Source organism: Ureibacillus sp. GCM10028918, from assembly GCF_042666115.1.
In the GTDB taxonomy this organism is placed as follows: domain Bacteria; phylum Bacillota; class Bacilli; order Bacillales_A; family Planococcaceae; genus Ureibacillus.
In genome coordinates, this window is record NZ_JBHTFK010000007.1 from 58610 (window position 1) to 73398 (window position 14789).

Sequence of the window (14789 nt, forward strand, 5' to 3'; positions counted from 1 at the left end):
AGAAAAAGGAGGAAGAGAAATGCCAACAATTTTAGGTCATCATCATATTTCAATGATTTCAAAAAATGCGAAGAAAAACGATGCCTTTTATAGAGAAACACTAGGGTTACGCAGAGTGAAGAAATCCGTCAATCAAGATGATCCATCTATGTATCATTTGTTTTTTGGTGATTTAGTGGGGAGTCCAGGAACGGGGTTAACATTCTTTGAAATCCCGATGGTAGGGAGAACGCACCGTGGCACCAATGCAATAACTCAAATTGGGCTTCTGGTGCCATCAGTGGAAAGTTTGAATTTCTGGAAGACGCGTTTTGAAGAACTAAACGTAAAACATGATGAAATCTCGCGTTACGCAGGTAGAGAAGCACTTGCCTTCGAAGATCCAGAAGGGCTTCGCATAATCTTGCTAAACAACAATGGAGAAGAGGTACCGGAGTTTTGGGCAACATGGGAACAATCCGCTGTACCTAGTGAACATCAAATTCTAGGGATGGGTACCATTGAAATAACAGTGAAAAGTGCTAGTAAACTAGAGAGAGCATTGACTGAACTATTTGGTTTCATCGTAAAAGAGCATTTTGAGGAGCAAGTCCTGCTCCAAGCTATTGATGGGCAAGCTTTTGGGGAAATTCTCGTGAAGGAATTGGATGGTCCAAGTGAAAAGCCAGGCCGTGGAAGTATACACCATTTAGCGTTACGCGCAAAAGACAATGAGGACTTAGCCTACTGGAATGAGCAGGTAAAGATGCGTGGATTCCATACATCAGGCATTGTAGATCGATTTTATTTTAAAAGTCTTTACTTCCGGGAATCCAATGGAATACTTTTTGAAATTGCTACCGACGATCCAGGATTTACAGTGGATGCAGACATAAAAACCTTAGGTGAAAAATTAGATCTTCCTCCTTTTTTAGAGGATCGCAGACAGGAAATTGAAAGCAACTTAGAACCCCTAGATTGATAATACATGAAGCTGTGCCAACGGGAATTTTGGTGCAGCTTTTTTACGTATAGAGAGAAACTTTGTGTGTAAAAAAACATGCCGAAAAAGATAACTTTTCATTTATTCGAACTGCTTGTGTGCTTATACTGCCTATCTAAAAATGAACTTTATAAGATTTTTTATTTGTAAAGACAGTCATTCAAGTCATATGTCTCACACCATTTTTTTCTACTTTCATAGAGTAGGACAAAGGAGGTGAAAAAATATGTACTTGCTAATTCTTGCAGTGGCTTTAATAACTTTGGGGCTGGTGATGTATGCTGTAGGAAAACTAACAAAGCGAAGATGGCTAAAACATCTTGCCATGCTTCCGGTTATTGCTGGAATTGTCCTTCTCCTAATTTTGGTATATTACTTGTCTTTTGTAGGTGCTATTCCAGCTTATTTCTAAGCTAGTAGATAAATAGTGAAAAGGGTGACCGTAACAAGACGTTCGGGTCACCCTTTTTCTTAAGCCCTAAAGAGCTCATCTATTACTAGGATTTCATCATTAGTTAGCTGTACATCAAGAGTTTTTAAGTTATTTAGTACTTGCTCCGAGTTTTTTGCACCTGGAATAACGGCTGTAACTGCTTCTTGTTTCAAGTACCATGCTAAAACGATATGGGCAACATCTACGCCTTTTTGATTGGCTATGTTTCTAATTTGCTCCACTTTCTCCAGATTTTTAGAGAATACTTGTTCCTGGAAGTATGGAAGTCCCTTACGTAAATCATTAAAAGTAGATTCCGTAGTATATTTCCCTGTAAGTAATCCGGAAGCTAGTGGGAAGTATGGAATGAACGCTATGTTGTTTTCAATAGTGTAAGGGAAATAACTTGATTCAGCAGAACGACTTAATAAATTATATTCTCCTTGTACAACATCCACATACCCATCTTTGTTTGCTTCTTTTAATTGCTCCGGCGAGAAATTGGAAACCCCTATGGCACGGATTTTCCCTGCATCCTTTAATTGTTTTAATGCCCCAATGGCTTCATCCTTTGGTGTAGTTTCATCGGGATAATGGATATAAAGTAAATCAATATATTCTGTTTGAAGTCGTTTTAAACTTTTCTCAACTTCGTTACGTAAGAAGGCAGGAGAATTATCAATCATCTTTTTTCCATCCATAAACTTTTGAGCAATCTTTGTTCCTATAATGACTTCGTTTCGTTTACCACTTTCCTTCAAAACTTCTGCAATCAATTCCTCTGAACGTTCTGGGCCATAACTAAAAGCAGTGTCTATAAAGTTCATTCCATTTTCGATAGCTGTGCGCACTAAGTCCTTTCCGACTTCTTCATCCAAATTCGGATATAAATTATGCCCACCAACAGCATTAGCACCTAAACCAATAGGATTCACAAAAAGCTCTGATTTACCCAGTTGAACTTTGTTAACCATAATCGCATCCCTCTTTCTCATATCTTTTAAGTAATCCAGTAGGTCTTGATAGTTAAGTTTCCAAGGTTAATTTTATACAGTTTATTCCAAAAAATAAACTAATCAGTATGGATAAAGGAGTTTAAATTTAATAATTCTCTTTAGTTGGTGTCGAGTTTAGTAGATTATTGATAGCTGGAAAAAATGTTGGAATGAAATGTAGAAAACCTTTTTTTCTGAAATACTGTGGTTCTTAGAGGTTTGTATAATAACCCGAGGTGCCCAAATCTTTGTCAACCTAGTTGACGAACTGGCTTAAAATTCAATGCTTAATTGTCGATAAGTGTATCCAATTTCGAAATTTTACAGGAAAAATAATTTGGAAAAGGAGAAATTGAATGACCCATACTTATCCATATTTTCTAAGCGTGGAGGGGATGGAATTTTTGTCAACCTGGTTGATGGTGTAGCTATTTCAGTAAAATATCGGTGTCGATTAAAGTAGATGGCGAAGAAAATCTCCTGCTATAGTTATTAATAAAATCACTTTTTAAAGGTGAGTCGATTGAGGATTGACTTAGTCTGCCGAGGCATCTTAATTTTTGTCAACCTAGTTGATGATATAACTATTTCAGGAAATAAAAATGTCGAGAATGGGAAAATAATTAAATGATTTACTAACATAATAAAACAGGAATATTGAAATTTGAATTGATCTCATTCCAGGTTGGTGTATTAAATCAAAGGACCAAAATCTTTGTCAACTTGGTTTACGGAAAAGATATTTAAGTCATAGTAGAATGTCGTTTTACGACAATTGTATTTTTAAATTCCTATGTTGTTAGTTTGCAGGAAAATAATTCGACATGTTTTATAAGTTGGTATTAATTTTAATGGCAAAGGCATGAAATTAGATTTATGATCCTAAATTCCTTACAATGAGATTAATTCCGATAGCTTTGATATGTTTTTATGAATAAATCAAAATGGGGATGCGTATAGAGAAGGGAGTCTTCAAGAAGATGAAATTAAGTGTATTAGATCAAGCGCCAATTACGAGTGGGAATACTGCCGCGGATGCCTTAACAAAAGCGGTAGAATTAGCGGTTGTGGCGGAAGAGCTAGGCTATGAGCGAATTTGGATGGCTGAACATCACAACACAAAAGGATTTGCAAGCTCGGCTCCGGAGATAACTGCTTCATATATCGCAGCAAAAACAAATCGTATACGAGTAGGCACTGGTGGCACGATGATTATGCACTACTCACCATATAAAATTGCTGAAGTGTTTAAAACATTAAGTGCACTAGCACCTGGACGAATAGATTTTGGAGCAGGAAGAGCTCCGGGTGGCGATAATTATGCCATGTATGCTTTGGCTGAAGGTCGTCAGCCGCAAGTGAATAATCTGTATGAAAAGCTGCAATGGACGTTGGATTTTTTAAATGACCAAGCACCACTAAACCCATATTATCAAAGAGTAACTGCCTCACCGAATAATGTAGTTCTTCCGCAAAGCTGGCTGCTGGGTTCAAGTGGCAATAGTGCTGTCCAAGCAGGCAAAATGGGGTTGGGGTATTCCTATGCACAATTCTTCAATGGATACATGAATAAAAAGGTGTTTGATGCCTATCGATCAAACTTTGTTTCTTCACCGTTTATGGAGAAGTCGGAAATCATGATATCCTACTTCGTGACCGTGGCCGAGACGAGGGAAGAGGCCGAATATCAAGCAAAGCCGGCTGATATTGCTCGACTTTTATTTAATAGGGGACAAGTAGATTTAATGCGAATGACTCCAGAGGAAGCAAAGGATTACCCATTGACAGAGATGGATCGCATGTGGATCGAGGATAACCGAAGTCAACATTTCGTTGGGACAGCTAAAGAAGTAGCAGACCTATTATTGCAGGAACAAGCAGAATACGGGTTTGATGAAGCCATGATTTGTACTATTCCGCATTCACAAGAAGCAAGATTAAATGTATATCGTTTGTTAGCGAAGGAATTAATGTAAGGTGACATAGACAGACACTTGGATTGATATAGTCCAAGTGTTTTTCCGTTTATTTTAATGCTTCCAAGGAAAAAATATTATTCTTTTCGAAATCGTTGAGGATATTAACAGGCAATAATTGTCTTAATTGTTCTGTGGGTGCCCATGTGTAATTAGAATGTTCTTTTGATAAAACAACCTTCCGATGTTGGCTGCTGCATAAATAAGTGATAATGATGACTTGTCTTGTTGGTGCAGCTTCAAATGTAGTTGCATATAAAATCTGCTCTATTGTTACATTGAGACTAACCTCTTCTTGAATCTCCCGTAAAAGTGCTGTTTCTAAATCTTCTCCAAATTCGATTTGGCCACCAACACACTCCCAAGTACCTCCGCCAATTTCATCGTCATCTGCCCGTTGAACGATTAAAGCCTTGCCTTCATTTACAATTACCCCCTTAAGAGCAACTAGGATATGATTTGTCATTTTGAGCACCGTCCTTTTTGGTTTTCTATTTGAAAATTATAATGAGGTTGATTGCTAGTTTTGAAACTTCTTTAAGGTTAATTGTTATATACGAAAAGTTAAATTGTCAATCAAGTTAAGAAGTAGCAAGTAAAGAGACAAAACTCGCAAGTTAGTAGAACGAAATCGCAAGTAAAAAGGCAAAACTCAATAATGAAGTATCCTTGCTCAAATTTAGCGATAACATATTTACTTAGGAGTATTGCGAGGGTAGAGTTGGTATAGAAATCCCAAACAATAAATATAAGCCTTAAAAAGCAAACTTAATTATACTGTTATTAGTATTAAAATAAACCTATATCGTAAACAAGGTTGACGGAAATTTCGAGCATTGGATTGAGAATATCAACGTTGGTTGGGTTCTTTTTGAATTTAACCTATTAAAATTGCTTTAGTAATAGAATATATTATGAGGGTCTCATTTTTCATGTTGTCAATGTGCTTTCCCGTTATTTTAAAAAACCTAAATCGTAAACAAGGTTTACAAAAAAATCAGAAGGCGAGCTTATTATATTAAGGCTGAAGGCATGGGTTCTGAATTTCGGGTAAAAATATTAGTTTAGTAATAAAATAAGCATCCCAATTGTTAGCAACAAGCTTAACGAATCGAGATGCTTATATGGTTATCTTCCTTTTATCAACAAATACATAAAATAAGGTGCCCCGATTAGTGAGACAATTAAACCAACGGGTATTTCGGCAGGAGCCATGAACATTCTGCCCAGCGTATCTGCAAGCAATAGGAATAACGATCCCGCTAGAGCCGTTAAAGGAATGAGCCTTTTGTGATTTGCTCCAACAAGTCTACGGACGATTTGTGGAATGATTAGTCCTAAAAAGGTAATTCCACCGCCAACAGCTACACAAGTACCGGCTAAAATTACGGCAATACATAATAGGTATCGGCGCTCACGTTCGATTTTCATACCTAAGCCAATAGCGATCGAGTCGTTTAAATTCAGGATATTTAAATAGTTTGATTTATAAATAGCGAGGGGAATGAAGACGAAAATCCAAGGACATAAAGCTAAAACATAGGTCCAATTGGTTCCCCAAATGCTGCCGGATATCCAAACTAAGGCTGCGGTAAAATCAGCTGGCTCCATTTTCATTTGAAAAATGATTAAGCCGGCATTAAATGCCGCGTTCACGCCAATTCCGACTAAGAGTAGACGGGAAATGGCAACGGATCGATTTTTCATTGAAAAGAAATAGATGAAAACTGCGGCTAAAAACGCTCCTGCTAAAGCAGTTAGCGGCATGATATATATCGCTAATGGTCCTGAAAAGAATGCAGAGCCTTGGAAAAAGAACATATAAAGAACTACTGCTAGCCCAGCTCCAGCGTTGATGCCAAGGATTCCTGGATCAGCGATCGGGTTTTTCGTGACCCCTTGCAAAATTGCCCCTGACACTGCAATTCCAGCACCTACTAATAAGGCAATTACAATTCTGGGTAATCGAAAACTGAGTATCGTTAGTTCATTTGGACCTGTGCCATTCCCTGTTAATGTTGCGTATACATCCGCAAGGGGAATATGTATATACCCTGCATTAATGCTAAATAACACAAGGGCAATGATCAGAAACAAAAATATAAAAATGTAACCAACAAATTTACGATTGTTCATCAATTGCGAATTCAATTTAGAGATCTCCCTTCTTTTCTAGCTAAATAAAGAAAGAAAGGTACACCAACTATAGCCGTGATTGCTCCTACGGGTGTTTCAAATGGAGGATTTACCATGCGTCCAAGGATATCGGCTCCCAATAGCAAGAGGCCCCCTAAAATCGCCGAGCATGGAATGATAAAACGATAATCCAATCCTACAAAAAATCGCGTGATATGTGGAATGACCAAACCGACAAAACCAATCATACCAGCAATGGAAACAGCAGCACCAGTTAAAATCAAGACCGTAATTGTGCCAAATAATTGTATGCGTGTTGTATTTTGCCCCAAACCCTTTGCAATATCCTCTCCCAAACTCAAGACTGTAATGGATCGAGACAATAAGATTGCAAATACTAAACCTACGCCAATGGCAGGCATCGCAAATGTTAAGTGGTGCATTTGAATGCTGGAAACCCCACCAGCATAAAAAAAGCTTATATCTTTGGCAATATCGAAGCGAATACTAATAATGGTCGATAGCGAAGTTAATAGGGATGTAATTGCCGAACCAGCTAATACTAAACGTATTGGCGTAATCCCTCCCTTGGCAAATGCAACCATGCCGAATACTAAGAATGCACCTAAACCTGCTCCTATAAACGAGAAGAGTATAAGTGATTGATACGGTAAGGAAGGCATAATGGCCATGGCAAGTGAAAGCACAAAGGCAGATCCAGCTGTTACTCCCATGATAGAAGGAGATGCTAGTGGATTTTTCGTCATCCCTTGCATAATCGCACCCGAAACTGCTAATGCTGCTCCTACAGCAATTGCAGCGATAGCGCGGGGAATTCGCAGCTCTCTAATAATGACATGCTGACTGTTTCCTTCATCAAAATGAAAAATACTTTGAAAAATCGCCGTAAAATTGATCGAGGAAGCACCGTATAAGATTGAAATAGAACCGAGGAAAATAAGCGTAAAGATACCTACAATTCCAAGAATCAATGAGACAACGGGTTTTCCTTTAAAGGAAGTATGTAAATGTTGAGATATCTTTTTTGGCTGAGCCATACAAAAGCCTACTTTCTTTATACCTTTACTGAAAAAATAAATAAATGTTGACTAAATCATTATTTAGCATTTAATATAAATGATAATCATTATCAATTAAGTTAATTTTAACATAATATTAGGAGGATTAAAATGGGCATTTCAATCAAGCCTTTAAAAATTGTATCTTTAAGCGTTTTAGCATTAGCGTTAGTAGCATGTGGAGATCAAGCCGAAGATACACCTAAATCAGAAAATTCATCTACAAGTGAAGTTTCAACCGGGGAAGAAGCATCTGGAACTCGCACTTTAACAGATGCATTAGGAAATAAGGTCGAAATTCCCGCGAATCCACAACGTGTACTTGCATCTTATTTAGAAGATCCATTATTAGCCTTGGGCGTTACACCTATCGCACAATGGTCGGTAAAGGAAGGAACAAGTATTCAACGCTACTTACAGGATTATCTAAAAGATGTTGACGTAATCAATCACGATCTTCCTTTTGAAGAAGTACAAAGCTTTGAGCCAGATTTAATTATTATGGACTCACCGAGCATGGTAGAAGGTGGAAAGTATGGTCAATACAGTGCAATTGCCCCTACATATGTGATTGGAGCAGAGTTAAATAATGATTGGAGAGAAGAGCTTAAAGAAGTAGGTAAAATCTTTGCAATGGAAGACAAAGCTGAAGAAGTAATCGCCAATTATGAAACAAAAGCAGGGGAAGCCAAAGCACAACTAGAAGAAAAGGTTGGCAAAAAATCTGCCGCTGCGATTTGGTTAGTGGGAGGAAGCTTCTTTGTAGTTAATCAAGAGCTATCAAGTGGGGATGTACTTTACAATGATTTAGGATTTGAGGTACCTGCAGTTGTGGAGGAAATTTCGGCTAGCGCTGAAAATAACTGGAATGCCGTTTCACTTGAGAAATTAGTTGAGCTTGATGCAGACTATCTATTCTTAGTAAACAGCGATGGCAGTGAAAGTGCAACATTAAGTGATGCATTATGGCAAAGCATTCCGGCAGTAAAAGCAGGAAATTTATATGAATTTGGTCCTGATAAAAGCTGGTTATACACTGGTGCCATTGCAAATGAACAAATCATTGATGATATATTGGAAAGTGTAGCGAAATAAGAAATGAAAAAGTACTTGCTGATCGAACTCGAGGCAAGTACTTTTTATTTTATTAAGAAATCGCTTTCGTAAACCAAGTTGACAAAAATTTGAATATATGCGCTTATTACAGCAAGTCCCACGAGCTATAGAGTGAAAATTATATGATGGATTTTATTATTTTCATATTGAACTAAAATTGAATTTGCTCTTGCAGCAGATCAACGGGAACAAATAATCCAACGTGTCCATGAGTCTGATCATCAATTGTTGCAAAAACTATGCCGATGACTTGTCCTTCAAGATTAATCACAGGGCTGCCACTATTTCCCCGATAGACTGGTGCATCCAACATTAACACCTCTTCATCCCAATCAGAAAGCTGCTTGTAATCAATTACCTCACCCTCATTGGCTATTCCTGTAAAATATAAAGGATTTCCAATAAAGTAAATCGATTCATTTGGTGTAGGTGTATACGAATCAGCTAGCGTTAAATAGGGGAGTTCTTCTCCTTCCACTTTTAGGATAGCTAAATCAATGTCCGGATAGCTCTCAATAACCTCTCCCTTGAAAAGACGTTCATCCGGAAAGATAACGGTGATGGTAAGGGCGTCTTCGATGACATGATCATTCGTTACAATATAGCCATCCTCTGAAACTGCAAAACCCGTTCCTTTCCCATCGTTCGTTTGAATTTCAACAACAGCTTGTTTATAGGTTTGAATATTCTCTTGCCCGGTGAGTCTTGCAGACGTTTTTAAAAACTCAATCGCCGGAATCGAGAAGATTTCAAGGATGACAGCGAATGTACTAAAGGCGAGCATCACTGCCATAACCCAGGCAAAAAGGCGAACAGGCTTTGATTTTTTCTTTGTTTCTTTTACTCCGTTTAACCTTTTTTCCCGCTCTTTTTCAAGTGCTTTTCTCTGTTCCTCAAGGACTAATTCAATTAATTCCTCTTCACTGATCGGTTCAAATTCGTTTTGTTGTTCTTTATCCATTTCGCCCCTCCTTGCTCGCCTTACCTTCATTTATCATATCGGAAATGAGTATTTTTTGAAAACTTTTGATAATTTAATAGAAAGGTTATGGCAGCTTGTATCCATGAAGCCAACTTGAAATTGCTGGGATTGTGTGACATAATACAAGAAAATTGGATTAAGGGAAAGGTTTTCTAGGGTTCCGTATCGTTGTTTTTCGATAGTCTGGTCCGAGAGAAAACTACGCAATGCGTGACACGGAAGGACAAAAGCCTGGGAGATATTAACTAATATCTCCCAGGCTTTTTTATTTTCGAAATTAAGGAGGAAATTTAACATGAAATCTTGGCTAAAGGTTTTGCTGGCATCACTGCTTGAGGTGTTTTGGGTAATTGGTTTGGCACATGCAGACGAGGTTTGGGAATGGACGGGAACGATCATAGCCATTGTCATCTGTAATTATTTATTGATTAAGGCAACCTCAACACTTCCTACCGGAACGGTTTATGCGATATTTGTAGGCCTGGGAACGGCAGGGGCAGTTCTTTCTGAAATTTTGTTCTTCGGGGAGCCATTTAACATTATAAAAATATTATTAATTGTATTGTTGCTAGTAGGTGTAATTGGATTGAAGCTTGTAACAGATGATGAGAAGGAGGCGGACGCATAATGGCATGGGTCGCTTTAATCGTAGCAGGTTTATTTGAAACTTTTGGTGTAGCCATGATGAATCAGTATAGTGTTAGCCGAAATTGGAAGCCTCTTGTTTTTTTAGTGATAGGTTTTTGTATAAGCTTATTTCTTCTAGATTACTCGATGCACACAATTTCAATGGGAACAGCCTATGCAATCTGGACAGGGATCGGGGTTGTCGGCGGCACAACGGTAGGAATGCTTTTCTATGGAGAATCAAAAAACTGGAAAAGGATACTATGTATTTTTATTATTCTGTGCGCAAGTATAGGGCTGAAAATGATTTCTTAAAACAAAAAGCGCTGAGCTTAGGGTGATGCTCGGCGTTTTTCAATGATCAGTACAGTTTCTGAAGTGTTTTTTGATAATTTGTCTAAATATGAGAACTATAATAATGTGAAGATATATCTAGTCTTAAGGAGTGGAAACGATTGAGTAAGCACCATTATTTTCTAGCTGCCAAGCTACCGAACGAAGTGAAGGACTATTTAAACGAATGGGTTGAAAAAAATAAACTGGATTTCCCTTTTGCCAGATGGGTACATTCTGAGGATTATCATATAACATTAGCATTTTTAGGCTTTGCTGAAGAAAGCATGAAACAAGAAGTGATTGACACGATGTCGCAAGTGTTAGTAGATGAACGTCCATTTACGTTAACGCTACATAAGATTGGTACATTTGGACCTCATAAAAAACCCCGGATTTTTTGGGCAGATGTAGAACAATCGGAAAGCTTGAACACAGTTCAAAAAAAGGTCTACCGCCAATGCATCAACATTGGTTTCCAATTGGATAAAAAACCGTTTCGTCCCCATATTACGTTAGCTCGGAAATGGCAAGGTGAAGGGGACTTTGATATCGAAACTTTAAAGGTATTTGAAGACAGTCCTTCATTTACAGTGAATGAAATTGTGCTCTATGAAACGCATTTGGACAAAACACCAAAATATCATGAGTATGCGCGTTTTGCTTTAGGTGAGAAGGAGTAGTACATTTGCAAAACAATAGAGGCAAGGGTTGGTTCGGTATATAAATTTAATTACTTCAACCCAAACTTCTCCTAAAGGTTTCTCCTAATTGTCGTGTATAATAGTTTTAGGCAATTAATTAATGTTTAACCTAATAGGAGTGAAGGTACTAGTGATAGAATGGATTTTGATCATTATCCTTATCGGGTTTATCGTGTATCGACTAACACCGGCGAAGGGGATTAAAACAATTGATGCAGAACAGTTAAAAAAGGTCCTTTATGACCCGGATAAGGTATTTATTGACGTACGATCTCCGATTGAATATAATGCCCAACATATTCAACAGTTTCAAAATATCCCATTGAAATCGAAATTTAAAGATTTGCCGAAAGATAAAGAAATCGTGGTCATCTGCCAAACCGGTATAAGAAGTAATCAGGCTTGCAAAAAATTAAAAAGGCGCGGCCATACGAATATCACCAATGTTCGTGGCGGTTTAAGCAACTGGAATTTTAAGGGGGAGAGATAAAATGAAAGAAATCACACCTCAAGAAGTGCAACAGCGTTTAGAAAATGGAGAAAAACTTAATTTGATCGATGTGCGTGAAGCAGATGAAGTACAAGCTGGGCATATTCCAGGTATTACGCATATTCCGTTGGGATTGCTCGAATCACGTACGCATGAACTAGAGAAAACGAAACCATATATTATGGTTTGCCGTTCGGGTGGACGAAGTGGAAAAGCAACGGAATATCTGCAAAGCCAAGGTTTTGAAGTAACAAATATGAGCGGCGGTATGCTTGCATGGGAAGGCAAAGTAGAATAGAAACTTTATTATTTACAAGGTCTAGCTCAACTTCTATTGGGTCTGGCCTTGTTTTTATATACTAAAAAATTTTAAAAACTATCAATAGGCTGAATAATATAGAACCTTATTTAATATATTTAAATAAAGGAGTGGTGAACATATGAGAATGCCTGCCTTACCTCAACCGAAAGAGATGGATTTAAAAAGAAGAAGGGTATTGTTTAAACTTCTTCGACAACTCTTTTCAAAAAAGAATGCTAAAAAACGATCCTTCGTCCGAATTCCACCAAGAAAATAAAGCTGTTCATGGTCTTAAAGCGACTCTGAACAGCTTCTATCGTTCTCCCGACTTTCTTATTTTTCTATGCTTTGATACCTGTATTAGATATTCCATCTAATAAAAAGAACTCCAGCCCTGGTCCAACCAAAAATAATTCGTGCATGGCACGCGTTAGGGCAACGTATAAAAGCTTTCGGTCAATCGGCGTATCAAAGTAGGGAATATCAAATGCTGCGATAATCACCGCATCAAATTCAAGGCCTTTTGCCAAGTGACTCGGGACAACGAGAAGCTTCTCACCACCCAGCTCTGATTCATCACTCAACATTTCAGCAGGAACGCCGGCTTTATTTAATAGCTTTGCATAATTTGTTGCTTCAGCTGTTGTTTTACAAATAAGTGCTATGGATTTGTGGCCATTTTGTCCAATCGCTTGATACATCTCGTTGATTTTCTCCGGATCAAAGAGGTCAGCTTGGACAAAGGTTGGTTCGTTGCCATGTCGCACAACGGGTTCCACCAATGGCAAGTCTTCATCCATTTTCATGAGGATTTTGTTTGCTATCTCCATTATTTCAATCGTCGTTCGGTAACTTTTCTGCAAGGTAAAATAGTTTGCGCGAGGGAATAGCTCAAGTACAGAATCCCATTCCGTCAAAGAACGGTAGCTGTGGATTCCTTGTGCCAAGTCCCCGACCATGGTGAACATATCTGTTTCAAGTCCATCTTGTAAGGCAGCTATCTGGAATAGGCTATAATCCTGCACCTCGTCGATAAATACTACACGCATTTTCCATTGATCTTGAATGCCTTTAATTTTTGCGTGCATGTAATAGAGCGCCGCTAGATCCTCTAATGCCCATTTTTCTTTTGTATGGCTTTGCAAAAACTTCTCTTGCTGTTCAAATGTCCATTCAGGTGCAAGTTCTTGTAGAAGCTGACGGTCTGTTAAAAACTTGCGGTACATTTGTTTGATTTTTGCTTTTTCAAAGCGTTTCATATAAAGGATTGCTGTAGATTTTGCTTCTGCTGTAATCTTCGGTATGCGTTCATCCCGTTCGTCGATGAATTTTGTTACGGTTTCACGTCTTTTGTCGGGATCACGAAGTCCACTCAGAGCTTTTCCAATCATATCTTCGTATCGGGTATTCAGAGAAGAGAGTACTGCTTTTGATTTTCGTTTTACTTCCGTTTGAACAACCTTCTTGATGCGTTCAAGCCGCTTTTCAATCGGCATATAAGCAAACTCTTCCAAAAACAGCTTCTTCAAGTGACTTCCAAGCATAATGCGGTACTTTTCAATATATACATCTTCGTTAAATAGATTTGCCAAAGTGCGCTCGTGGATTTTGATATAACGGTCTAACAGGTCACGGTAAAATAAAGAACCTTTCACTTGAGGGATGTTAAAAGAGGGAAGTGCATCCAGCCCTTCTTCAACGATTGTTTCAAGCTGTTCATTCGGATTTTGTAATTTCAACTTGATGCCTGTTGCATTTTGGACGTATTCTGCATAGGTTGTTTGGCAAATCTGTTCCACACCAAGCTCTGGCAAGACGTCTCCAATATATTCGATAAATAGTTTATTGGGCGCCAGAATCATTAGCTGTTCAGGGTTGAAATGCTCGCCCATTGTATATAGGAAGTAAGAGATTCGGTGAAGGGCAATGGTAGTTTTTCCGCTTCCCGCGGCGCCTTGAACAAGAATCGGCTGCTTTAAATGGGCACGGATAATTTCATTTTGTTCTTTTTGAATGGTTGCGACGATTTCGGTCAATCGTACATCGGCTTTTCCTGAAAGTGCCTCCTGCAAGAGGTCGTCATTTGTCGTTAAATCAACATCCTGGAAGCTAAATAGTTCGCCATCTTCAATTTTATATTGACGTTTTGAGAATAAATGCCCTGTAAAAACTTCGTCACGTACAGGGTACGAAATTTCGCCAAGTCGACCGTCATAATAGACATTTGCAACTGGAGATCGCCAGTCCACAATGATTGGCTCGAAGGTTTCGTTATGGAAGAGGGAGGTCTTTCCAATATATAAAAGCTCCTCAAGCTCTCCTGTTCGCTGGAAATGAATGCGGGCAAAATAGGGTTTTTTCTTAACGGCTTCCAAACTTTCTTTTTGATTTAAAGCCAGTTCGAAAAAGCGGGAATTTGTTAAGATATTGATATAACTATCACTGGAATCGATATATTCGAGGTTCGCCATCGATTCTTTAATCTTGTCCTGTACAGCTCTTAAATCTCGCTGCGATGCCTCAAGCAGTTCACTCATATATTGCTTGGTGTACTCTAATCGTTCAACCTCTTTTTGGAACTCCGGACGCTGGATTGTATTTCCTTCAGCTTGCTCAGCCACATCAATCAATCCTC

General features: G+C 38.4%; 15 protein-coding genes and 1 riboswitch. Of the genes, 9 read left to right on the plus strand and 6 right to left on the minus strand.

The genetic code is table 11. The annotated features are described in order from the left end of the window. Positions 1 to 19: 19 nt before the first annotated feature. Entirely contained in the window at positions 20 to 961 is a 942-nt protein-coding gene (locus tag ACFQU5_RS09410) for a ring-cleaving dioxygenase (protein WP_390287064.1), read from the plus strand. Between the two features lie 247 nt (positions 962 to 1208). After that, positions 1209 to 1394, plus strand: a complete 186-nt coding sequence (locus ACFQU5_RS09415) for a hypothetical protein (protein ID WP_390287066.1) — start codon at positions 1209 to 1211, stop codon at positions 1392 to 1394. Between the two features lie 59 nt (positions 1395 to 1453). On the opposite strand, the gene ACFQU5_RS09420 is transcribed toward ACFQU5_RS09415, so the two are convergent. Further along, on the minus strand, positions 1454 to 2389 hold the full coding sequence (locus tag ACFQU5_RS09420) for an aldo/keto reductase (protein WP_390287068.1): 936 nt from the start codon (positions 2387 to 2389) through the stop codon (positions 1454 to 1456). Between the two features lie 1001 nt (positions 2390 to 3390). Between ACFQU5_RS09420 and ACFQU5_RS09425 the strand changes: the two genes are divergently transcribed. After that, entirely contained in the window at positions 3391 to 4386 is a 996-nt protein-coding gene (locus tag ACFQU5_RS09425) for an LLM class flavin-dependent oxidoreductase (RefSeq protein ID WP_390287070.1), read from the plus strand. 49 nt (positions 4387 to 4435) lie between these two features. On the opposite strand, the gene ACFQU5_RS09430 is transcribed toward ACFQU5_RS09425, so the two are convergent. From ACFQU5_RS09430 to ACFQU5_RS09440, 3 genes are all read right to left on the minus strand, one after another. Beyond that, positions 4436 to 4852 carry an NUDIX hydrolase gene (locus ACFQU5_RS09430; RefSeq protein ID WP_390287072.1) on the minus strand — a complete coding sequence of 139 codons (417 nt, stop codon included), beginning with the start codon at positions 4850 to 4852 and terminating at the stop codon, positions 4436 to 4438. A 662-nt stretch (positions 4853 to 5514) separates the two neighbouring features. Further along, positions 5515 to 6522 (minus strand): FecCD family ABC transporter permease, encoded by a 1008-nt coding sequence (locus tag ACFQU5_RS09435; RefSeq protein WP_390287928.1) that lies wholly within the window; start codon positions 6520 to 6522, stop codon positions 5515 to 5517. Positions 6523 to 6533: 11 nt separating this feature from the next. After that, the gene (locus tag ACFQU5_RS09440) at positions 6534 to 7580 is read right to left on the minus strand and encodes a FecCD family ABC transporter permease (protein WP_390287074.1); all 1047 of its coding nucleotides are present in this window, start codon (positions 7578 to 7580) and stop codon (positions 6534 to 6536) included. Positions 7581 to 7712: 132 nt separating this feature from the next. Between ACFQU5_RS09440 and ACFQU5_RS09445 the strand changes: the two genes are divergently transcribed. Then, entirely contained in the window at positions 7713 to 8696 is a 984-nt protein-coding gene (locus ACFQU5_RS09445; protein ID WP_390287076.1) for an ABC transporter substrate-binding protein, read from the plus strand. A gap of 172 nt (positions 8697 to 8868) precedes the next feature. Here the strand turns inward: ACFQU5_RS09445 and ACFQU5_RS09450 are convergent, their stop codons facing one another. Continuing rightward, a complete protein-coding gene (locus ACFQU5_RS09450; RefSeq protein ID WP_390287078.1) occupies positions 8869 to 9678 on the minus strand; it encodes a S1C family serine protease in 810 nt (269 codons plus the stop codon). A 162-nt stretch (positions 9679 to 9840) separates the two neighbouring features. Then, positions 9841 to 9939, plus strand: a riboswitch (guanidine-I (ykkC/yxkD leader). A 55-nt stretch (positions 9940 to 9994) separates the two neighbouring features. Between ACFQU5_RS09450 and ACFQU5_RS09455 the strand changes: the two genes are divergently transcribed. From ACFQU5_RS09455 to ACFQU5_RS09475, 5 genes are all read left to right on the plus strand, one after another. Then, positions 9995 to 10327 (plus strand): DMT family transporter, encoded by a 333-nt coding sequence (locus ACFQU5_RS09455; protein WP_390287080.1) that lies wholly within the window; start codon positions 9995 to 9997, stop codon positions 10325 to 10327. Next, on the plus strand, positions 10327 to 10641 hold the full coding sequence (locus tag ACFQU5_RS09460; protein WP_390287082.1) for a DMT family transporter: 315 nt from the start codon (positions 10327 to 10329) through the stop codon (positions 10639 to 10641). The genes ACFQU5_RS09455 and ACFQU5_RS09460 overlap by 1 nt, the downstream gene beginning before the upstream one ends. Before the next feature lie 140 nt (positions 10642 to 10781). Beyond that, the gene (thpR, locus tag ACFQU5_RS09465; RefSeq protein ID WP_390287084.1) at positions 10782 to 11342 is read left to right on the plus strand and encodes an RNA 2',3'-cyclic phosphodiesterase; all 561 of its coding nucleotides are present in this window, start codon (positions 10782 to 10784) and stop codon (positions 11340 to 11342) included. Positions 11343 to 11493: 151 nt separating this feature from the next. After that, a complete protein-coding gene (locus ACFQU5_RS09470; protein ID WP_390287086.1) occupies positions 11494 to 11853 on the plus strand; it encodes a rhodanese-like domain-containing protein in 360 nt (119 codons plus the stop codon). 1 nt (position 11854) lies between these two features. Then, a complete protein-coding gene (locus ACFQU5_RS09475) occupies positions 11855 to 12151 on the plus strand; it encodes a rhodanese-like domain-containing protein (RefSeq protein WP_390287088.1) in 297 nt (98 codons plus the stop codon). Between the two features lie 344 nt (positions 12152 to 12495). On the opposite strand, the gene helD is transcribed toward ACFQU5_RS09475, so the two are convergent. Beyond that, complete coding sequence (gene helD / locus ACFQU5_RS09480) at positions 12496 to 14691, minus strand: RNA polymerase recycling motor HelD (protein WP_390287930.1); 2196 nt, start codon at positions 14689 to 14691, stop codon at positions 12496 to 12498. Positions 14692 to 14789 lie beyond the last annotated feature (98 nt).

What these genes read in the sequence shown, in the direction of transcription:
- ACFQU5_RS09410 (WP_390287064.1), top strand. Translation starts at nt 20, where the DNA reads ATGCCAACAATTTTAGGTCATCATCATATTTCAATGATTTCAAAAAAT.
- ACFQU5_RS09415 (WP_390287066.1), top strand. Translation starts at nt 1,209, where the DNA reads ATGTACTTGCTAATTCTTGCAGTGGCTTTAATAACTTTGGGGCTGGTG.
- ACFQU5_RS09420 (WP_390287068.1), bottom strand. Translation starts at nt 2,389, where the DNA reads ATGGTTAACAAAGTTCAACTGGGTAAATCAGAGCTTTTTGTGAATCCT.
- ACFQU5_RS09425 (WP_390287070.1), top strand. Translation starts at nt 3,391, where the DNA reads ATGAAATTAAGTGTATTAGATCAAGCGCCAATTACGAGTGGGAATACT.
- ACFQU5_RS09430 (WP_390287072.1), bottom strand. Translation starts at nt 4,852, where the DNA reads ATGACAAATCATATCCTAGTTGCTCTTAAGGGGGTAATTGTAAATGAA.
- ACFQU5_RS09435 (WP_390287928.1), bottom strand. Translation starts at nt 6,522, where the DNA reads ATGAACAATCGTAAATTTGTTGGTTACATTTTTATATTTTTGTTTCTG.
- ACFQU5_RS09440 (WP_390287074.1), bottom strand. Translation starts at nt 7,580, where the DNA reads ATGGCTCAGCCAAAAAAGATATCTCAACATTTACATACTTCCTTTAAA.
- ACFQU5_RS09445 (WP_390287076.1), top strand. Translation starts at nt 7,713, where the DNA reads ATGGGCATTTCAATCAAGCCTTTAAAAATTGTATCTTTAAGCGTTTTA.
- ACFQU5_RS09450 (WP_390287078.1), bottom strand. Translation starts at nt 9,678, where the DNA reads ATGGATAAAGAACAACAAAACGAATTTGAACCGATCAGTGAAGAGGAA.
- ACFQU5_RS09455 (WP_390287080.1), top strand. Translation starts at nt 9,995, where the DNA reads ATGAAATCTTGGCTAAAGGTTTTGCTGGCATCACTGCTTGAGGTGTTT.
- ACFQU5_RS09460 (WP_390287082.1), top strand. Translation starts at nt 10,327, where the DNA reads ATGGCATGGGTCGCTTTAATCGTAGCAGGTTTATTTGAAACTTTTGGT.
- ACFQU5_RS09475 (WP_390287088.1), top strand. Translation starts at nt 11,855, where the DNA reads ATGAAAGAAATCACACCTCAAGAAGTGCAACAGCGTTTAGAAAATGGA.
- helD (WP_390287930.1), bottom strand. Translation starts at nt 14,691, where the DNA reads ATGAGTGAACTGCTTGAGGCATCGCAGCGAGATTTAAGAGCTGTACAG.